The 20,123-nt window shown below is 38.8% G+C and carries 14 protein-coding genes; 8 read left to right on the top strand and 6 right to left on the bottom strand.

Features of this window, described 5'->3' with window-relative positions:
• The first annotated feature begins 806 nt into the window (after positions 1 to 806).
• Entirely contained in the window at positions 807 to 1,076 is a 270-nt protein-coding gene (locus PL8927_RS18915) for a Mo-dependent nitrogenase C-terminal domain-containing protein (protein ID WP_083624715.1), read from the top strand.
• A 25-nt stretch (positions 1,077 to 1,101) separates the two neighbouring features.
• On the opposite strand, the gene PL8927_RS18910 is transcribed toward PL8927_RS18915, so the two are convergent.
• From PL8927_RS18910 to PL8927_RS18890, 5 genes are all read right to left on the bottom strand, one after another.
• Complete coding sequence (locus PL8927_RS18910) at positions 1,102 to 1,716, bottom strand: hypothetical protein (protein ID WP_083624713.1); 615 nt, start codon at positions 1,714 to 1,716, stop codon at positions 1,102 to 1,104.
• 217 nt (positions 1,717 to 1,933) lie between these two features.
• The gene (locus PL8927_RS18905) at positions 1,934 to 3,451 is read right to left on the bottom strand and encodes an MFS transporter (RefSeq protein WP_083624711.1); all 1,518 of its coding nucleotides are present in this window, start codon (positions 3,449 to 3,451) and stop codon (positions 1,934 to 1,936) included.
• 184 nt (positions 3,452 to 3,635) lie between these two features.
• A complete protein-coding gene (gene recO, locus PL8927_RS18900) occupies positions 3,636 to 4,574 on the bottom strand; it encodes a DNA repair protein RecO (RefSeq protein WP_083624709.1) in 939 nt (312 codons plus the stop codon).
• A 214-nt stretch (positions 4,575 to 4,788) separates the two neighbouring features.
• A complete protein-coding gene (gene deoC, locus PL8927_RS18895; protein ID WP_083624707.1) occupies positions 4,789 to 5,472 on the bottom strand; it encodes a deoxyribose-phosphate aldolase in 684 nt (227 codons plus the stop codon).
• A 92-nt stretch (positions 5,473 to 5,564) separates the two neighbouring features.
• On the bottom strand, positions 5,565 to 6,866 hold the full coding sequence (locus PL8927_RS18890; protein ID WP_269322027.1) for a DNA cytosine methyltransferase: 1,302 nt from the start codon (positions 6,864 to 6,866) through the stop codon (positions 5,565 to 5,567).
• A 127-nt stretch (positions 6,867 to 6,993) separates the two neighbouring features.
• Between PL8927_RS18890 and PL8927_RS18885 the strand changes: the two genes are divergently transcribed.
• The 6 genes from PL8927_RS18885 to PL8927_RS18860 all read left to right on the top strand — a co-directional run bounded on the left by PL8927_RS18885 (position 6,994) and on the right by PL8927_RS18860 (position 17,935).
• Positions 6,994 to 9,744, top strand: coding sequence for a hybrid sensor histidine kinase/response regulator (locus tag PL8927_RS18885; RefSeq protein ID WP_083624702.1), 2,751 nt, complete (start codon positions 6,994 to 6,996; stop codon positions 9,742 to 9,744).
• Positions 9,741 to 11,597 (top strand): two-component system response regulator, encoded by a 1,857-nt coding sequence (locus PL8927_RS18880; RefSeq protein ID WP_083624700.1) that lies wholly within the window; start codon positions 9,741 to 9,743, stop codon positions 11,595 to 11,597. Before PL8927_RS18885 ends, PL8927_RS18880 begins: the two co-directional genes overlap by 4 nt.
• Before the next feature lie 90 nt (positions 11,598 to 11,687).
• Positions 11,688 to 13,097: a sensor histidine kinase gene (locus tag PL8927_RS18875; RefSeq protein ID WP_231506066.1), complete on the top strand. Its 1,410-nt coding sequence runs from the start codon at positions 11,688 to 11,690 to the stop codon at positions 13,095 to 13,097.
• A 220-nt stretch (positions 13,098 to 13,317) separates the two neighbouring features.
• Positions 13,318 to 15,399: an adenylate/guanylate cyclase domain-containing protein gene (locus tag PL8927_RS18870; RefSeq protein WP_197047472.1), complete on the top strand. Its 2,082-nt coding sequence runs from the start codon at positions 13,318 to 13,320 to the stop codon at positions 15,397 to 15,399.
• Positions 15,400 to 15,407: 8 nt separating this feature from the next.
• The gene (locus PL8927_RS18865) at positions 15,408 to 16,877 is read left to right on the top strand and encodes a mechanosensitive ion channel family protein (RefSeq protein WP_083624696.1); all 1,470 of its coding nucleotides are present in this window, start codon (positions 15,408 to 15,410) and stop codon (positions 16,875 to 16,877) included.
• Between the two features lie 185 nt (positions 16,878 to 17,062).
• Complete coding sequence (locus PL8927_RS18860; protein WP_231506065.1) at positions 17,063 to 17,935, top strand: tetratricopeptide repeat protein; 873 nt, start codon at positions 17,063 to 17,065, stop codon at positions 17,933 to 17,935.
• A gap of 105 nt (positions 17,936 to 18,040) precedes the next feature.
• Here the strand turns inward: PL8927_RS18860 and PL8927_RS18855 are convergent, their stop codons facing one another.
• A complete protein-coding gene (locus PL8927_RS18855) occupies positions 18,041 to 18,442 on the bottom strand; it encodes a response regulator (RefSeq protein WP_083624694.1) in 402 nt (133 codons plus the stop codon).
• A gap of 708 nt (positions 18,443 to 19,150) precedes the next feature.
• Between PL8927_RS18855 and PL8927_RS18850 the strand changes: the two genes are divergently transcribed.
• Positions 19,151 to 19,927 carry a Fic family protein gene (locus PL8927_RS18850; protein WP_083624692.1) on the top strand — a complete coding sequence of 259 codons (777 nt, stop codon included), beginning with the start codon at positions 19,151 to 19,153 and terminating at the stop codon, positions 19,925 to 19,927.
• Positions 19,928 to 20,123: the final 196 nt, after the last annotated feature.

Here is a 20,123-nt window from a genome sequence, read left to right as displayed (position 1 = left end):
CGTTTAGAGATGATGAATCTCCGTCCTTTGGCAGTTATTACAGGGAGAAAATTCTATATCAAAAGAGGAATTAAATATTCAAGACGTTGAATTTTAAGCAGCGAAACGTCTTGATTTGAGATCAATTGTAGACATTGAGTAAGTACAAAAAAGAAGTAATTTTTAAAGTTGTAAGCTGTTGAATAAAAAACATAAATTTCCATTAATTTAAGCGATCGCATCGTTTAAACACACGCATTTCGGTTAGAAATTGTTGCGTCCGTCTTTTCCACTGATTGGATATTCCTCCAAGCCAAGACGTTGTGTTTTTATTGATCTTATTGTAATTCTGAGCTAAACAACTCGCAACTAAAATTCAATAAATCAACCCACTAAACTCATCTATTTTTACTAAAAATTGGGGGATAAACAAACTCAAGTTTAAGTTAACAATAGAGATTAAAAAAAGTAAAAATCAGCTAATTTGTATCAAAACAAATCATAATCACGGATTTCAAGGGATGGTAGCTAACGGCTTGATCATTATCCGGTTTGTGCATAAGGGAAGAGTACCGAGCAATCTTTTTGGATTAACAGTATTTTGGAAGGATTTACGGAGGGGGTGTTAATTTTGACCGAATCGGGGGAATTAGACAGACCTTGATTGAGATCACATCTATCTCTAGATCAAATTCACAGTTTTCAAGCGGGAATTATCACAGTGTAGTTGAAGAATTAAATCAATAATAGAGAGAAAGCAGAGATAAGTTAAAACTATTTCCCGTCTCTGCAATTCTCTCAAACTTGATGTTTAAGGTGTTAAACCGATGATAAAACCAAGCGCAACTTTAACCTTACCGAATCCTTTCCATCCTCTACAATTTCTGCGAAATGGGGTGGATACTTTAGAGGTGAATAATCCGACTCTGGCTAGCTTAATTTGTCATTTAATTCCCGCCGCCTGTCCTTTTGCGCGAGATCTTCATTTCTTACGTTATACGGTCACAATTCCGCCTCTGTGTAAAATTAATCCTCTCTATGAACAATTAATGGGTTTACGATTTCGGGCGTTAATGTATTTAGATTCTGTTGATTAAAAATTGGCATTGATTGACACCCTATTTAAACTTTTGTCCACAGGGCTACACCCCCGCCTCGTCCCCTAGCTGCAATCAGATTAGGAGTGATCACAAAGAAGCCAAAAAAAGCTTGTTTTCTGATAGAATCTTGATAAAATTGTTGAGCATTACTTGGAGTTCCTGGCATTTTACCCTCGTAGAGATTTAACCCGAAGATTTTAGCCGTGAGACGGGTAAAATCAAAAGCCAAAATATTCTTTTTCTCTAAAAATTTAGCAGGGCCAGTTAGGGTTAAATTCAACCCATTGAAGTGAACACAATTTTGAATAATTCCTGCGTCTATTTCCGAGGGTGGCTCTATTGCTAATAAGGGATGAGGATATCGAGAATAGACTATTTGTAAATTCAACAATCTAGGGATATAAAACCCACTTCCCATAAAAACTCCGGCTTTTTTACGGATTTTATGGGTTCCACTCACCCAACAGAGTCGCCAATTCCCGACAAAAGATTCAAAACTATGGGATTCTTTTGTTTTTTTCGCTTGATGTTCACAGCGAATTAAACTTTTAGCGACAACAGGAGAATCCGGTTTCTCGCCTTGACCCGTTAATACAAACTGAGCCACTTTTTCTAACAACAAAAGATCGTTTTCCATAAAATTTAGATCTGTTGACAGTTGACAGTTGACTGTTATGTGGAACAGGCATCTTGCCTGTTAACCCTGTTAATATGAAATCCTAAAATTGATACTACAGATAATCTCCTAAACCCCCTGTAGAGACGTTGCATGCAACGTCTCTACAGGGGACGGATGCGTAGCAAACATTTAAAGATTTCATATAACCTCTAATCTCCCTGCTTAGGAGGGCTCCTTACTCAACAATATGGGGAGAATTTCGAGAGATTAACCAGGTGACGAAACCCCCGGCGATCGCTAATCCTGCTAAACTTAAAAACACATTGGATAATCCGATTAAGGTTTCAGCAAATCCTGCTAATGCTAAGGGTAAACTTAAAGCAATATTAATCGCATTATTCTGAAGACCAAAAACTTTCCCTCGCATTTCTTCTGGGGTTTCAGCTTGAATAGTGGTTTGCATCGGAATAGCAACAATAGCTCCAAAAATTCCTAAGCAGGAAATCAAGCTCAAAGTCGGCCATAATTGTTGATTAAAAATCGATAATCCGACTAACGAACCCGCTACACCGAAAGACCCCATTAACGCCAGTTGGAAATGGGAAAATCGATGACCAAGATGACCGAGAACCGTTGCTCCAATTCCCATTCCTGCACCTCCGGCGGCTAATAAAAAGCCAAATTGAGAGGAACTAATCTCAGGAATAACTTCAGCTAAACGCACCGCTAAAACGGCTAAGGCTGCAAAAATGGAAAACAGAATAATTAATTGTAATAGCGCATTCCTAATCAAAGGATGATTGCTTAAATACCGAATACCATCGCGTAAGTCTGCTAAAACATGGGGCTGTTCATGGGGAGAATTATTGTTTTGTTCTTTGGTATTTAACAGGATCAAAATTAACCCCGCAATCACATATTCTCCGCCGACAATCACTTCTTTACCAATGGATTCAAAACCGAGGTAATTCCCAATTAAATCCGCCAGGGCTAATAAGGGTTCTCCCACCGCAAACCCAACAATAACCGAAGCCATCATTGTTGTGGTATAAAGCGAATTAGCGGATAATAAATGACGTTTTTCAACAATTAAAGGAATCGCAGCTTGTTCGGCGGGAGCAAAAAATTGAGTTAAGGTAGAAACTAAAAAGGTTGTAATTAATAGAATATAAAACCCAACGGGTAACTGACCGAATTGTTGACCCTGGGATAGCCACAAAACCAGAGGTAAAGATAAGACTAGCCCCCCTCGTAATAAATTAGTAATGACTAAAACCGCTTTTTTTGACCATCGATCTACAAACACCCCAGCACCTGCTCCAAACAAAACCGCCGGGATAGTAAACGCCATCATAATTGCGGATACCCAACCGCTAATCGTTTGATCAGCCTGTTGAAATCGGGTGGAAATAATCGCAATCATTAATACTAAATAAACTTTATCCGCCAATTGGGAGAAAAGTTGTCCACTCCAAAGGGCGAGAAAATTTTTGTTTCTTAAAACGGGTAAAAATCCGCGTTCTTCCTCATCCGGGGGCGGTTCAGGAATACCCCCATTCTTTCCATTTCCGGTATCTTCAACCTCTGGAGAAACGAGGGGAAAGGGAGGTGTCAAATGTCCATTTTCCCCATTGTCCAATTCTACGGAGGTAGAAGCGGGAATTTCTAACAAGGAGTCAGTCTCCCAATCTTTCATGGTGGCCCAGGGGTGATTCAAATTAATCTGTTTTTCTAAATCTGGCGATCGCATCATACATAATATTAAAGCAGCATTCTCAGAGCAGTCAGGCTAGAGGGAAACATGACGAGAATTCCTCTAGGAGGAAAATTCGGTTAAGGGTTTCTCGTGATTTCACGCTCTCCTTAACAGTTTAATGATCAATTGGATCAGTAGCATCACGGATATCAAAACAAAGGGGAGAAATCCGAACTTATTGTTAAAAGGGTGGGTCAACAATAAATTGCTGGGTAAAGGTATCAATCAGCAACGCCGAACGAATAGCATAGCCTAAGTGATATTCTGCATATTGTCGTAATATCCGTTCTACTGTCATCCAATCTAAGGCGGAAATCGAGGGAGAGAGGGACGACACCATGGGCTCAAGTAGTTGCGGTTGGCTTAAGTGTTGCAAAATCGCTAACTGCGGGGCGGTGAGTTGGGTATTAATCTTGAGTTTGGGTTGAGGAACAGTTTCAATGGTGTAGAGGTTCCCCGACTCAGCAACAGCCGGGGGTTTTGAGACTCCTGAAATCGATTTTTGGGGAGGGGATGGAGTTGGTAATTTTGTCCACTCAGATAAGTTAATAATTCCTCCCGCATCAATGCTAAACCCAACTCGCCAATGTTCATCGGTAAAATTAGGATGGAGTAGGCGTTGGGTGATACAACAAAATTGCACTTGGGGGGCTGTTCCTGCTAAGGCGAGAAGATGGAAAATACCCTGGGTTAAATTGGCAATAATTTGGGTAGAATTGGCAATTAAGGGAGAGTTAGACAGATTTTGTAAACGGTTTAAATGTTCATTTAGCAGAATAAATAAATCCTCTTGGGGATGTTCACTTAAGGCTTGACTGAGAACTAATTCTGCTAAATATTGACTAGCGGCTAATTTGCCTAAATTTTTGCCTAATCCTGAATAGGTAGTTAGGGTTTCGGCTTGTGTAATTTTATCAAGCGATCGCCCTTTAGCAATTAATAATTGATTGACAACAAATAATTCACTGCGTCCTCCTAACCGAGATTTCGCTTTTCTGGCTCCCGGTGCAATTACTCGAATTAACCCAAATTCTCGTGTTAAAATTGTTAAAATTCGATCCGATTCTCCAAAAGGTTTCCCTTTTAAATTAATTCCGGTAGCAATATAGGTTTTACTCATTAATTGTTGGCTGTTGAGGTGTTGGCTGTTGACGGTTACGGGCGGGGTAAACCCAAGGAGTGTTAACTTAAGTAATAATGCCCGGAACTAAAGTTCGGGCTAAGAGCGATCGGCATCTAAAGATGACTCAAGAGTTGTCTTTCTTAACCCGTTTTAACGGGTTTTAGCTTTTAGCCTGAAATTTATTTCAAGGCTTTTGGCATTAAGTTGACGGTTAACTATCTTCTTTTTGGGTTTCTATTGTCAAAATATCCACACCGCGAGAGGTTCCTAAACGAGTGGCTCCCGCTATAATTAAATCAACCGCTTGTTCATAAGTTCTAATCCCGCCAGAGGCTTTAATTCCCACTCGTCCTTTTGAAATTGATTTAATCAGTTCCACATCTTCAACGGTTGCGCCTCCATACCAGCCTGTACTTGTTTTAATATAAGTAATTCCCGCATCCATTAACACTTCAACCGCTAGACATTTTTCCTCCTCGGTGAGAATAGTCGTTTCAATAATGGCTTTTACTGTTTGTCCGGTTTCTTCACAAATTTCGGCAATTTCTTGATATAATTCCTCAGTTTTTCCGGTTTTTAACCAACTTAAATTAATCACAACATCTAATTCCGTTGCTCCATTTTCGACCGCTTCTTGAGCTTCATAAAGTTTAACCTTAGAGGTTGTGGCTCCCGTTGGAAATCCGATCACCGTTGATACTTTTGGCGGTTTTCCTTGCAGCAATTCTTTGGCTAGTTTAACATAAGTAGGGAACACACAAACAGAAGCAAATTTATAGCGTTCTGCTTGATAACAAAACTGTTGAACTTGTTCGGGGGTTGCAGTTTGATTGAGTAAAGTATGGTCAATGTAGGGAGCAATATCTAAGTCTGTAGAATTAATATATTTAGCCATAGGATTGATTTCAATGGGAATCTAAACTTAACTTTATTTACTTTAATTTTACCAGAGATTGTGATCATCGGTACAAAGGATTAGATTGTCCCTTAAACTTTATTTTTAGATTCTCTTTTTCTCGGTTCTATAATATTAGGATCAACGTGATACCATTTCGCGGCTTGGGACATCTTCAAATATAATAACGCCTCATCGCCTAATTTTTTCTGTTCTGTTGGTTGACTGGGAATTATCCCCAAAACTTTGATAATTTCTGAAGCAACCGCTTGAGCTAATAACGGGGGAACAGAATTTCCAACTTGTCGAAATCCGTGCCATTTTGTCCCCTGAAATCGAAACCAGTCGGGATAGGAATGTAACCGAGCGGCTTCTCTGACTGTAATACAACGGGGGGAATAGGGATGAATTGGACGAGGGGAAGTAAATGCACCTCGGTTACTCGGTGTTCCGGCTCTTAAAGTATTACATAATCCTTGGGGATTGAGTTTATGAAATCGACTAATTTTTTCCGTTTTCCCCCATTCTGTCGCTTCAAATCGTGTGATAGATTGTTGATTATGTTGCGATCGCAAACTACAAGTTAACTGCCGCAAATCAAATAATCGGGGATAGGAAAAATTATGGGGGTTCAGAATCAATCCTCGCAAAATTTTAGCATAAAAACTTGACTTTTGATACTCCGCTAGGGTACAATCTGTTAATAATAATTCAGGATATTGTTCAATCGGGGGTAAATCTCCGATCGCATCCCACACCGTCGGACAGGAAACCAAAGGTTTTAATTCTGGCAATTTAGCGAGATCTTGTTGTGGAGGTCGGGAAAGGAAAGGGGGATAGTTAGGTAAAGATAATCCTTGACGACATCCTAACAAAAATAAACGAGATCGATCTTGAGGAACCCCATAATAACTTGCATTCAAGACCCGATAATTTTCCTCAACTTGATAGCCATTGGTTTGAAGGGTTTCAATGATTTCATGAATAAATTGGCGATGCTTGCCAATGGTTAACCCTGGAACATTTTCTAAGACAAAAAACTTGGGTTTTAACTCGATAACCAGACGGATAAAATGAAAAACTAAATTATTTCTGGGGTCATCTAAAGCTCGTTTTCCCATCAAAGAAAATCCTTGACAAGGGGGCCCCCCAAAAATCACATCAATCTCTCGATTTCCAATATCAGAATCCTGTCTAATTTCTAATCCGGTAATCGTTTCAATACTTTGACAAAAAACCTTCCAAAACGGAAAATTATATTCATGGGTTGCACAATGAATCGGGTCAAGTTCCACCGCAGCTAACACATCAAACCCAGCCTGTTCAAAGCCTAGGGTCATTCCTCCAGCGCCAGCAAATAAATCGACAGCAATCGGTCGTTGTTGAGTCTGCACAGTTAATGGTTTTAACATTTTTAGCAAAGATTGTGTATTATGATCAAACTAGGAGTTAAATCTTGAAAACCCCTTTTTACAAAAATTAATATTTCTAAATAAAAATTAATTAGAAAAATTAAATTCAATGAACATTTTATTAATTAAACTTCCTTTGCGATCGGTACTGATTGTTCCCTTTATTCTACAACTTTTTACAACAGTTGGATTGATTGGGTGGCTGTCATTCCGTTCCAGTCAAACCTCCGTTGAAGAAGTTGCTCACCAACTGAGGAGTGAAATTTCTAATCGAATTGAACAGAAGTTAAATCAATTTTTAGAAGTTCCCCATTTAATCAATCAACTCAATTTAGATGCGATTAAATCTGGTTATATTGATATCGATAATATTCAGGGATTAAAACGTCATTTTTGGTTACAATTACAATCGTTTAAAACCATCAATTTTATTTTATTTGGAAGTGAAAAAAACAAATTTATCGGGGTTGGAAGATTTAATTATTCTGGTAACTTATTAATGATGAAAGCTGATTCATCTACTCAGGGGAGTATTCAATTTCATGAACTTGATATTCAAGGAAATCCTCAAAAATTAGTTCGAGAAACAGCCAATTTTCCAATTCGACAGCGACCTTGGTATAGAGCAGCATTGCCAACAAATCAATCAGTTTGGAGTCCAATTTTTACTTATCATGCCTATTCTGAAATGGTTTTACCTGCAAGTGTTGTGGTTAAGGATAATCAGGGAAAAGTGTTAGGTGTATTAGCCAGTCACTTATTCCTGAATCAAGTCAGTGAATTCTTAAAAAGTATAAAAGTAGGTAAATCAGGACAAACATTTATTATTGAACGTTCCGGTTTAATTGTAGCAAGTTCTAGTTTAAATCGCCCCTTTTTAGTCAATAAACAGGGGAAATCTCAACGAATTAAAGCAATTGAAAGCTCAGATAAAGTATTGCAAGAAACAGCTATTTTTTTACTTAAACGTTTCGGAGGATTTAAAAATATTACAACTCAACAACAACTAGATTTTATTCATCAAAACAAACGAGAACTTATACAGGTTCTTCCTTACTCTGACCAACGGGGATTAGATTGGTTAATTGTTGTTGTTGTTCCTGAATCTGACTTTATGGAAAAAATACAACAAAATAAAGAAAAAACTATTTTTCTTTGCTTTTTAGCATTATGTATATCAGTAATATTGGGTGTTTTAACCGCACGATGGATTATGAAACCGATTTTAAAATTAAATCAAGATTCTCAAAAAATTGCTCAGGGAAAATTAGAAGAAATTCAGCAAAAAATTGAATTTCAGGGTATCACTGAATTAGAAATTTTATCCCAATCTTTTAATCAAATGGTATCTCAAATTAAAGAAGCCTTTGAAACCCTAGAAATTCGCGTAGAAGAACGAACTATAGAATTAAAAAAAGCCAAGGAATCGGCTGAATTAGCTAATCGTGCTAAAAGCCTATTTTTAGCAAATATGAGTCATGAATTAAGAACCCCTTTACACGCAATTTTAGGGTTTACCCAATTAATGATACGTCAGTCTCACTCCGATTTTGAACTATCAGAAAATCTGGAAATTGTGAATCGATCTGGAGAACATTTACTTAAATTAATTAATGAAATTTTAGACTTAACAAAAATAGAATCGGGAAAAACCCAAATTAATCCGAATTGTTTTAATCTTTATTCCTGTCTGAAAACCTTAGAACAAATGTTTGAATTAAAAGCAAAATCAAAAAAAATAGATCTAATTTTTGAATTAGATAATAGCTTACCCCAATATATTAAAACCGATGAAAGTAAATTTCGCCAGATCTTATTAAATTTATTATCAAATGCGATTAAATTTACATCAAAAGGTAAAGTAATATTACGAGTAAAAACTGAGTCAAAACCTGATCAAAAACTGGGGTTTACACAACCACAACTGACTCTTGATTTTGAAGTGGAAGATAGTGGTGCTGGAATTTCCCCGGATGAACTGGATCAAGTATTTGAGGCTTTTATGCAAACAGAAACTGGACGTAAATCTCAACAAGGGACGGGTTTGGGATTAGCAATTAGTCAAAAATTTATCCAATTAATGGGAGGTGATATTCAAGTTAGTAGCATTCTAAATCAAGGAACAATTTTTAAATTTCATCTTCAAGTTGATCGAGCTCAATCTGAGGATCTAAAAAAAATCCAACCCGAAAAAGTAGTTATTGGTTTAGCAAAAGATCAAGTAAAATTCCGCATTTTAGTTGTTGATGATCGACTCACAAATCGCCAACTCTTACTCAGATTATTATCTCCCTTGGGGTTTGAGGTAGCTGAGGCTGAAAATGGTCAAGAAGCGTTGAAAATTTGGCACGAATGGCAACCCCATTTAATCTTGATGGATATGCGAATGCCTGTGATGGATGGTTATGAAGCCACAAAACAAATTAAATCCCATTTAAAAGGTCAAGCAACGGTTATTATTGCTTTAACCGCTAGTGTCTTTGAGGAAGAACGAGCTATAGTTTTATCAGCAGGATGTGATGATTTTGTCAAAAAACCCTTTCGAGAATATAATCTCTTAGAAAAAATTGCCCACTACTTGGGGGTAAGGTATTTATATGCTCCAGATCTTCCCCCTTTAGAAGCTCTAGCACAAACGCCAACTCCCCTGATTACCCCTGATGCTTTAAAAATTATGTCTTCTGAATGGTTAACAGCGTTGCACTACAGCGCGGCAGCAGCCGATGGAGAACAGATTTTAAAACTCGTGCAACAAATTCCTCCATCTCACAACCCTATAGCTGAATTTATTCTCGTATTAGTGAATAATTTTTCTTTTGACCAGATAATGGATTTAGCGCAAAAAGCGACCCAGAAATGAATCATTCTTTGAATCTATCTTTTAAGGCTGATATTTTAATCGTAGATGACACTTTAGAAAATCTACGTCTGTTGTCTAATACTTTAATCCAAATGGGATATAAAGTTCGAGGAGTAATGACAGGACAAATGGCAATCATGGCTGTGCAAACTCTTCCACCTGATTTGATTTTATTAGATATCAAAATGCCCGATATGGATGGTTATACAGTTTGTCAACAACTTAAAGAAAATGAAAAAACTCGTGATATTCCCGTGATTTTTTTAAGTGCTTTGAATGAAGTGATTGATAAAGTCAAAGCCTTTGAAGTTGGCGGTGTCGATTATATTACCAAACCCTTTCAATTTGAAGAAGTCATTGCTCGGATTGAAAATCAAATGGCTTTACAAGCTGCTAAGGCAGAAATTCGGCAACTGAATGAACAATTGGAAGAACGAGTTCAAGAACGCACCGCAGAATTAGAAGTAGCAAATTTGCAATTAACCGCCTTAAATCAACGGTTAGAACAGGAAATAGCCGAACATCACAAAACTCAAAAACGGTTACTACACATGGCATCCCATGATGCCTTAACCAGTTTACCCAATCGGGTTTTATTCATGAATCGACTGATTCAGGCTTTACAACGAACCCAAGAAGAACCCAATTATCAATTTGGTGTGTTATTTTTGGATTGCGATCGCTTTAAAGTAGTGAATGATTCCTTGGGACATTTTGCCGGAGATCGGCTATTAATTGCCATCGCTCGTCGCCTCAAAACCCATTTAACATCTACAGATATGTTAGCTCGATTTGGGGGCGATGAATTCACAATTTTGTTAGAAAATATTAAGGATTCTGAGGATGCAATTCGTTTAGCTCAAAAAATCCAAACCGCCATGAGTTGGCCGTTTCAATTTGATGATCAAGAATTATTTATTAATGCCAGTATCGGTATTGTTGTCGGGAATCAAACCTATCAAGAACCGGAACATCTGTTAAGAGATGCTGATATTGCCATGTATCAGGCGAAAGCGCAAGGCAAGGCTCGGTATCAAATTTTTGATACCCAAATGCACCATCATGCTCAACAACGCTTAGAATTAGACACGGATTTACGACGAGCTTTACATCGAGAAGAATTTCTGTTATATTATCAACCGATTATCTCCTTAGCAACAGGAAGAATTAACGGATTTGAAGCACTATTACGGTGGAGTCATCCTCAAAAAGGATTAATATCGCCAGGGGAATTTATTCCGGCGGCCGAAGAAACGGGATTAATTATTCCGATTGGATTATGGGTTTTAAAAGAAGCCTGTCAACAGTTAAAAGCTTGGCAAAATCAAGCATTATTTAAACACCCGATTAAAATGAGTGTGAATCTATCGGTTAAACAGTTTTCTCAAGTCAATTTAATTCAAAATATTGATAAAATTATCTTACAAACTCAGTTAAATAGTAGTTATTTAAAATTAGAAATAACCGAAAGTGCTATTATGGAAAATCCCGAATCAGCGACGGAACTTTTACAACAACTCCGAGATCGAGAAATTCAGTTAAGTATTGATGATTTTGGCACCGGATATTCATCCCTGAGTTATTTACATCGGTTTCCCCTGCATAATTTAAAAATTGATCGATCTTTTATTCATCGGATTAGTGAAACTCGCCAAAATTTAGAAATTATTCAAGCTATTATTACCCTAGCCCATCATCTGAATATGACGATTACCGCCGAAGGGGTTGAAACCGCAGAACAGTTATCTTTACTCAGAAGTTTAGGATGTGAAGAAGGACAAGGTTATTATTTTGCTCGTCCCTTAGAGCCGAATGCTGCTCAAGCCTTACTGCTAGACAATCCCCATTGGTAATTAAGATTAATTGATTTTTGATCAATCTTTTCAAACTTAATGTTAGTCTAGCTATAAACAACAATGTAATTGCTCCTGTGGGAACGTATCTTGACGAGAGTATCTATACCGTATTTATGGGAAAGTCAGACCGGGGGAGATTTAAGTTTAGAGTCTACCCTGGAAGATTTATCTTTGTATGATTTTCAAGTAATTTTGGGGTGTTCGGTACGAGATCTAATTCAACAGTTTGAAAAACATCCCTTGCTACCGGGTGTGATTATTGTAGACCCCAAAGAAAACTCTGCGCCTGAGTTTTTAGGAATGATTTCTCGGCGAGATCTCCTAGAGTTTTTTTTACGTCCCAAGGGGTTAGAATTGTTTCTGGATCAATCCCTAGATGTGCTTTATAGTTATGTTCGCACCCCTGTATTAGTATTACCTGCACAAACGACAATTTTAACCGCAACTCAACAGGCTTTAAAGCGATCTGCACCCGGATATGTAGACCCGATTGTAGTGCAGGGAAATTGGTCTGCTGCTATCGATTATCCTTGGATGGTTCCCTATCGGCTTTTAAATAGTCATGAATTGAATCTTGCTTATTGGCAAATTCGAGGAATTGAAACTCAAGTCCGTTATGAACGAACTCAAGTTCAACTGTTACAAAGTGAAAAAATGGCGAGTTTAGGGCGATTAGTAGATGGCGTTGCTCATGAAATTTTAGATCCCGTTGGATTTATTTGGGGAAATTTAACCCATTTAATCACCTATAGTGATAGTTTAATTGAACTTTTGGATGCTTATGAAGTCAATTATCCGCAACCCTTTCCAGCTATTGAAGGACTCAAAACAGAGATTGAATTTGATTTTTTACGCCAAGATTTTCCCCGACTTCTATCGAGTATTAAAAGCGGGACGGAACGACTCAGTAAATTAGCCACCAGTTTACAAAATTTTTGTCATTTTGATGAAATTCATCCCAAACCTGCGGATTTGCAGAGTCATTTAGATAGTATTTTACTATTAACAAAAAGCCGAATTAATCGAGAAATCAAAGTTATTAAAAATTATGGTCATTTGCCTCCCGTCACCTGTTATATTGGTCAGTTAAATCAAGTTTTTATTAATATTTTGATTCATAGTTTTGATTCCTTGCTCAATCAAGCGATTAAACAAGATTGGGTGGATGAATATCGAAATACTCAAAGAATAGAGCCTTCGGAACCTCCCCAAATTGTGATTACAACGGCGATGATTGCTTCAGATTCATTCCCAACCCATGATTTAAACACCCCTGAACGTTGGGTTTCGATTAGCATTGCCGATAATGGCCCCGGACTTTCTCCTGAAGAACAACAAACCATTTTAGAGTCATTTTCCACTCCCAAACACACTCAAAAAGAAACCAGTTTATCCCTGAGTTATCATATTGTGACGGCTAAACATGGAGGACAGTTAAAAATGCGATCGCAACTAGGAAGCGGGACAGAATTTGAGATTTTATTACCTTTTATTTAGGGTTTTTAAGCAGGGAACATCGGATCTGGGAACAGTAAGGATTGAGTAGAGACGTGCTATGGTACGTCTCTACAACTATAATGCGTAGCGCTATAAACTGTTAATCTGCCTAGTAGACTACAGTATTTTAAATTGTATTAGTTTATATTTCAATTAAGCTGTATTTTTTTCGATTATGCGATCGCTCACCTCTGTCAGTATCAAATCCAAACTGATCATCATGCTGTTAACCGTCAGCAGTTGTTCAATTTTAATCACAGCCTATCTAGGATATCGCAGTGGGAAACTCAATCTAACCCACCGAGTATTTAATCAGTTAACTAGCGTTCGTGCTTCCAAAGCTTACCAAATTGAATCCTACTTTAAAAATATTCGTAATCATACCCAAACCTTGAGCGAAGATCCGGCTATCATTGCAGCCATGCAAGAATTTTCTACCGCTTATTCCCAACTCCAAACAACTAATATACCGCCCGCTTTTGATCAGAAATTAAAAACTTACTACCGTGACGAATTTCTCCCTCGCCTCACCCAAACAGAGGCAGGTTTACCCATTTTAGAATCCTATCTCCCCAAAGCGATCGCGGGTCGTTATTTCCAATATTATTATATTGCCAATAATTCCCATCCCGTTGGAAAAAAAGATTCCTTAGATCACTCCCAAGATGATAGCGAATACAGTCGCATTCACGCTCGCTATCACCCCATTTTTCGTAAAATTATTCAGAAGTTTGGTTACTATGATATGTTCCTAATTGATCCTCAAGGAACAATTGTTTATACCGTCTTTAAAGAAACCGACTTTACAACTAATTTAGACAACGATGCTTATAATAGCAGTAATCTTGCCCATTTATATAGACAGATACGAGAATCTAAAACCAGGGACTATGCCAAAATTATTGATTTTCAAGCTTATCCTCCTTCCTATGGTGCTCCGGCGGCTTTTATTGCAGCGCCTATTTTTAATCAATCTGAATTAATTGGAGTATTAGCTTTTCAACTTCCCGTTAATGAAATTAACAATGTCATGACGGGTAATCTCAATTGGGAAAGTGATGGTTTAGGCAAAACTGGGGAAACTTATCTAGTCGGACGAGATACCTTAATGCGGTCGATTTCTCGGTTTTTGGTGCAAGATCCAGAAGGCTATGCTAAAACGTTGCGATCGCTAGGAGTCAGTGAAACAGAAATCAACCGAATCAATCAATATGGCACATCTATTCTACAACAATATGTGCAAACATCTGGGGTTTCAGAAGCCTTAAAAGGTAAACAAGGAACTCGAATTATTAGAGATTATCGTAATATTCCCGTTTTAAGTTCCTTTGCACCCCTTCGCTTTGATGGATTAGACTGGGTAATTCTTGCGGAAATCGATCTATCGGAAGCTTATGCTCCCATTTATTCCTTTCGGAATCAAATCCTAATCTCAGCGACATTACTGATGTTATTGGTGACATTAATCGCCATGATCTTAGCTAATTTATTTGTTAAACCCATTAATCAACTGATTAAGGGAACACGCCAAGTAGCGGCCGGAAAACTGGATGCAATTGTTCCTTTAGAAACAGAAGATGAATTTGGCGAACTCGCCAAATCTTTTAATGAAATTGTCCGCAGTCTCCATACTCAAACCTTACTGGTAGAACAAAAAAATCGGGACAATGAAAAATTGCTTTTAAGTGTTTTTCCAACCTCAGTAGCAAAACGGTTTCAACGGGGAGAAAAAGACCTAGCTGAAGATCTATCTAATGTTGCTGTTTTGTTTTCAGATTTAACCGGATTTTCTAAATTATCTAATACCCTAAGTGCCTATGAATCCGTTGCTATTTTGAATAATTTAGTCACAGCTTTTGATGAAGTTGCCGAACACTATGGCATGGAAAAAATTAAAACAATTGGAGATAGTTACCTAGCCGTTTGTGGGCTTTCTGTTCCTTATTTGGATCAAGATAAACGAGCCATTGATGTTGCCTTAGAAATGCTGATGATTGTGCGTCGATTTAGTCATGAACGGGGATTACCCCTGAATATTTCCATCGGCATTAACTCCGGTGATATTGTTGCCGGAATAGTCGGTCGAAATCGCTGTATTTTTGATGTTTGGGGCGATACAATTAACCTGACTACTGCCCTCAAAAATGCCTGTCCCCCCGGAGGAGTTTTAGTTTCTCAAACCGTTTATCGTCGTCTGCAAGATCTCTATCACTTTGAACCCATACCGGAGAAAGAAGCCAATACTAAACCCCAGTTAAATGGGTGGCTCTTAAAAAGTATACGTTCACCAATTGAGGGTTAAAAAATTTTATGAATCCTGCGATTAATAATCCAACAATTCAAAACAATTTATTGATTTGGTCAATCGTCCTGGTGGTGGGTTTTCCTTCTCTAATTATTATTTTAGGTGAAATCATTCATCGACTAAAAAGACGCGATAAACCCCTCGCAGCAACATTACAAGTGGTTCGGAATTGGGTTTTACCCGTGCTTGTATTGATGTTATTTATGCAGTATGTTATCCAACTTGATCCGAATAGTAACTTAATCAAAACAGTTGAAACCTTACTCTGGTTTTGCATAATTCATGCTGCCCTATCTCTGTTGAATGTTATCTTATTTGAAGAAGCGGAAGCTAATACTTGGCGCGCAAGATTTCCTAAACTATTAGTTGATCTTTCACGACTCTTTTTAATTTTATTAGGAACAGGAATTGTTTTAGCAACAGTTTGGAATGCAGATTTGGCTGGTTTAGTCACAGCCCTTGGCATTAGTTCCATCGTCATTGGTTTAGCCCTTCAAGATACATTAGGGAGCGTGATGTCAGGAATTGCACTGCTATTTGAACGTCCCTTTACCGTTGGAGATTGGTTAAAAGTCGGAGATACTATCGGACAAGTTATTGATATTAACTGGCGTGCAGTTCGCCTGCAAACCTTTGATCGAGAAATGATTGTTATTCCCCATAAAGTGATTAGTGGGGAAACTATTCATAATTTTAGTCAACCCTTAAGTCTTTATGCAGAACGGATTGAAATTGGGTTTTCCTATAGTGATCCGCCTAATTTAGCCAAACAAGTTTTAAAAAGTACCGCCCTATCAACTCAGGGCATTATTAAGGAACCAGAACCGCAGATTTTTACCCTCTCCTACGATGATTCTAGTGTTACTTATGAGGTAAAATTTTTTATTGAAAACTATAGTGAATTAGAGAAAATTCGCGATCGCTTTATGACTCGCATCTGGTATGCAGCCCAACGAAATAATCTAACCATACCCTTCCCAATTCGGACTGTTTATCATGTTCGACGGTCTAATTCTCGATCAGAAGATACCTCTAAAAAATTTGCTGAAGCTTGGCAATCCAGTCCGGTATTTGTCCCCCTGAAAAAAGAACAAACTAACCTAGATACCCTTTCCCAGGAGGTGACGCTTCACCATTTTGGCACAGGAGAAAAAGTGATTCAGCAAGGCTATCCCAGCAACGATCTCTATATCATCGTTTCAGGACAGGCCCTATTAACAACCACCGATGAGTGGGGGACTGAACATGAGGTTTTATCCCTCAAAGGAGGGGAATTTTTTGGGGAAATGGCGCTATTTTCTGGTGAACCCAGTACAGTATCAGTAACGGCTATTGAAGATTTAGAAGTGATGATTATTTCTTCGAGTGTTGTTAATCAAATGATTGAACGACAACCGAGTTTTGCCCGTGAGATTGGTCAAATTTTAGAAGTTCGCAGAAAGGCAATTCAAATCGTAAAACAGTCGAGTATTTAATTTTTTTCGTTCCCTATCTTGAGCTTGGTTCTTGACATTGCTATCCCCTGAAAACAGCACAGGATAGGGGGGGTATGCTTAACAAGCACGATATAATTAAGGCGCCGGCTGAAAGGAAGTTTTGCACACGAGTTAATTTAATGATAGATTAACTGAGTTTAACGCATTGCATTAAGGCTTTTACTGTGCCAAATCGAACTCTGATTCTAACCGTTGTCGTCACGCTCAGTTTGTGGAATGTCGCTCAATCGGCGATGGGGCAAGCTTTAGTTCCCTATACGCCTCCACTGGACTCGGAACAACTTGAACAAACCGGATTAGGGTTGCTGGAAGAAGCGGCTCAGTTAACACGATTTCAACAATATCAACTGGCTTTACCCAGAGCCGAACTCGCAACTCAACTGGCGCCGGAAAATTACCAAGCTTGGGCGTTATTAGGTAGTTTATACCTGCAATTGGAAGACCTCGATAAAGGCATTGAGTTACTTGAAAAAGCCAGTAACTTAGCTCCGAAGGAAGCGGGAGTTCAGTTTATTTTGGGAGAAGCTTACTTCAAAAAAGGGAACTATCAAAAATCAATTCAATTTCTGGAAGCGGGTTTAAAAACTGACCCCAATGTTCCGGGGGCCTTATTTGATTTAGGAAATGCCTATTATAAATTAGGGCGGTTTGAGCAGGCAATTTTGCAATACGAGAAAGCCTTTGCTCAAGAAAAAAATCTTTGGCCAGCGATTAATAATGTCGGGTTAGTCAAGTATGAACAGGGAGAAATCGACACCGCTATCGCTAAGTGGCGACAAGCGATCACCATTGATCCCAAAGCCGCCGAACCAATTTTAGCCTTAGCCGTTGCCCTGTATACAAAAGGTCAAACCAAAGAAGCCCTCTCTCTGGGAACAATGGCTTTAAGTCTCGATAGCCGTTATGCGGATTTTGAATATCTCAAGGAAAATCTTTGGGGCGATCGCTTACTCAACGATACAAAAAAATTCCTGGCGACTCCTCAAATCCAAGAAACCTTAGTCAAAGTCAAAGATGCTCAACCCGCATCTCCCTAGTCTCTACTTCAGAATGATCTCAAGCCGTTCGCCCTGCAAGGGGGAGGTACTGAAAAAAAAGATGAGTCTATTCTCAATTCCATTCCCCAGTTTCCCTCTTGCAGTCTACTCCTCTGGTGGTAACAAAGATTTAATCTTATCCACGAACTTTTGATGATCAATCACGGGTTTAGAGATATAGTCATCGGCACCACTTTGAGCGAGAAAATCTTCTCGATCTCCGGCCATAGCATGAGCCGTTACCAAAATAATCGGAAGTTTGGCGGTTTGGGGGTCAGCTTTGAGCAGTTGTGTAATTTTAATACCATCCACTGCTTTCCCTTGATAGACACTGCGTGCTAGGGAAACATCCATTAAAATTAAGTCCGCCTCCCTCGTGCGAGCGATTTCCATCACTTCTTCCACATTTTCCGTATGTTTAACGGCTAATCCACCCCGTTTTGTCAATATTTTTGAAAAAACACGAGCATTAACTTGATCGTCTTCTACAATCAGAACAGTCTTCATCTTTTTTCCTCCTTGGAAACTCCCGAATTACCTACACTCAGATTAGTGGTGAGAGAAAAAGGGGGGCGAGGTTTATACTGAGTAGAAATAACCATCGTTTGTATAAATAGGGTTGCAGTATTTGTATTGATAACAAATACAAAATTTGACATTTCTGGCTTTCCCATTTCTGGGGTAATGTTACTGAGTCTGGTAAACTAGGCCGTTTAAAAAGCCCCCACGATCATCGATACTCCGATTGAGGGGTGGGTTGTTTACTTGAGTCTCCCATTGGATACTCTCTCCAGTACCGAGGTGTTATCATACCATGCCCATTCAACGGGTTGACAAGAGCAGCGCGATAGAAAAAGCCAGAGGCTAGAGGGATCAACGCCGTTGTTCAACCGTTTTCCCGGTTAAGTTGACAGCAGATTCAGTATGAGTCTGATCTTAGAGTAAAGGACTTTTCCCTGAAAAAACACCGAGAAAATGCTGAATTTTGTTGAGAAACCAGCCTGAACTTAGATCAAAATGGCTTATATAGCAGGGAACAGCGCAGGAAAAGAGTTCTCTGCGCGCGGGTTTATCGGCAAAAACATCGGCAAAAATCTGTATGTGTGAAACTTGAAAGCTATAGCTTATAATCAATACACAGGGTTTTAGAAAACGGCAAAATGTCTAGTTTCACCGAGTGAGTTTTGTCAACGACTTTCTTCTGACTTACTCTATATTGAAGACCCCCAAGGAAATAAACGTGTTGAAGTCAAACCCGGAGAATTACGGACTGGGGATGTGAGTGTTGGTTATCACGTTCCGATTAGCGCTCCAGCAATTCCACGTTTTTTACGGCGTTTTGAAGAAGCCTATAATCCCAAACGTTTATCTTTAATTGAGCAAGTCATTGCTGTGGCTGCTTCTCATCATCGGCTGCTTTGGATTCATCCTTTCTTTGATGGCAATGGTCGCGTGACACGGCTGTTTTCTCATGCTTTCTTAAGGCAAATTGGGGTAGGCAGTAGTTTATGGTCTGTTTCTCGTGGTTTAGCCAGAAATGCTAATTTATATCGGGATTTATTGATGGCAGCCGACAAGCAACGATGGAACGATTTAGACGGTCGTGGAAATTTAACGGCGGCAGGTTTGCAGAAGTTTTGTCAGTTCTTTTTAGAAACTTGTATCGACCAAGTGACATTCATGCAGTCACTACTAGAACCCTCCCAACTCTTAAATCGCATTGAACTCTATGTTGAGGAGGAAATTCGAGCCGGACGGTTACTTAAAGGTTCTTTTCCTTTACTGAAGGAAGCCCTGTATTCTGGTTCTTTTGAGCGGGGTCAAGCTGCTACAATCACAGGCTACAAAGAGCGACAAGCTAGAACAGTGCTCAAGAAATTAGTTGAGGTGGGTCTTTTAGTTTCAGATACTCCCAAGGGTGCTGTCCGCTTAGGATTTCCTACTGATGTTGTTGAACGCTACTTTCCCAAACTCTATGTTCCAACTGTTTAAGGTAGCAGCATCCGAAAAGCGCGATAGGACGAATCTACTTCTGCTATAACCATTTTTTTGGTCAAATTGAACGCAATTAGCTATCCTCAAAACAGCAAGGAGATCAGTAGACCCTTGTTAGAGGGGTGTGATGGAAATACCTTCTCAGGACATAATCTAAGATCAGAACCCTATCGCTGTAGACTCACCTAAACTC

This window comes from Planktothrix serta PCC 8927 (genome assembly GCF_900010725.2).
Lineage (GTDB): Bacteria > Cyanobacteriota > Cyanobacteriia > Cyanobacteriales > Microcoleaceae > Planktothrix > Planktothrix serta.
This window is presented reverse-complemented; position numbering and strand designations above follow the sequence as displayed.

Coding starts and splice junctions, on each gene's coding strand:
- PL8927_RS18865 (WP_083624696.1), top strand. CDS start 15,408: ATGAATCCTGCGATTAATAATCCAACAATTCAAAACAATTTATTGATT.
- PL8927_RS18880 (WP_083624700.1), top strand. CDS start 9,741: ATGAATCATTCTTTGAATCTATCTTTTAAGGCTGATATTTTAATCGTA.
- PL8927_RS18855 (WP_083624694.1), bottom strand. CDS start 18,442: ATGAAGACTGTTCTGATTGTAGAAGACGATCAAGTTAATGCTCGTGTT.
- PL8927_RS18910 (WP_083624713.1), bottom strand. CDS start 1,716: ATGGAAAACGATCTTTTGTTGTTAGAAAAAGTGGCTCAGTTTGTATTA.
- PL8927_RS18915 (WP_083624715.1), top strand. CDS start 807: ATGATAAAACCAAGCGCAACTTTAACCTTACCGAATCCTTTCCATCCT.
- PL8927_RS18905 (WP_083624711.1), bottom strand. CDS start 3,451: ATGATGCGATCGCCAGATTTAGAAAAACAGATTAATTTGAATCACCCC.
- deoC (WP_083624707.1), bottom strand. CDS start 5,472: ATGGCTAAATATATTAATTCTACAGACTTAGATATTGCTCCCTACATT.
- PL8927_RS18885 (WP_083624702.1), top strand. CDS start 6,994: ATGAACATTTTATTAATTAAACTTCCTTTGCGATCGGTACTGATTGTT.
- PL8927_RS18870 (WP_197047472.1), top strand. CDS start 13,318: ATGCTGTTAACCGTCAGCAGTTGTTCAATTTTAATCACAGCCTATCTA.
- recO (WP_083624709.1), bottom strand. CDS start 4,574: ATGAGTAAAACCTATATTGCTACCGGAATTAATTTAAAAGGGAAACCT.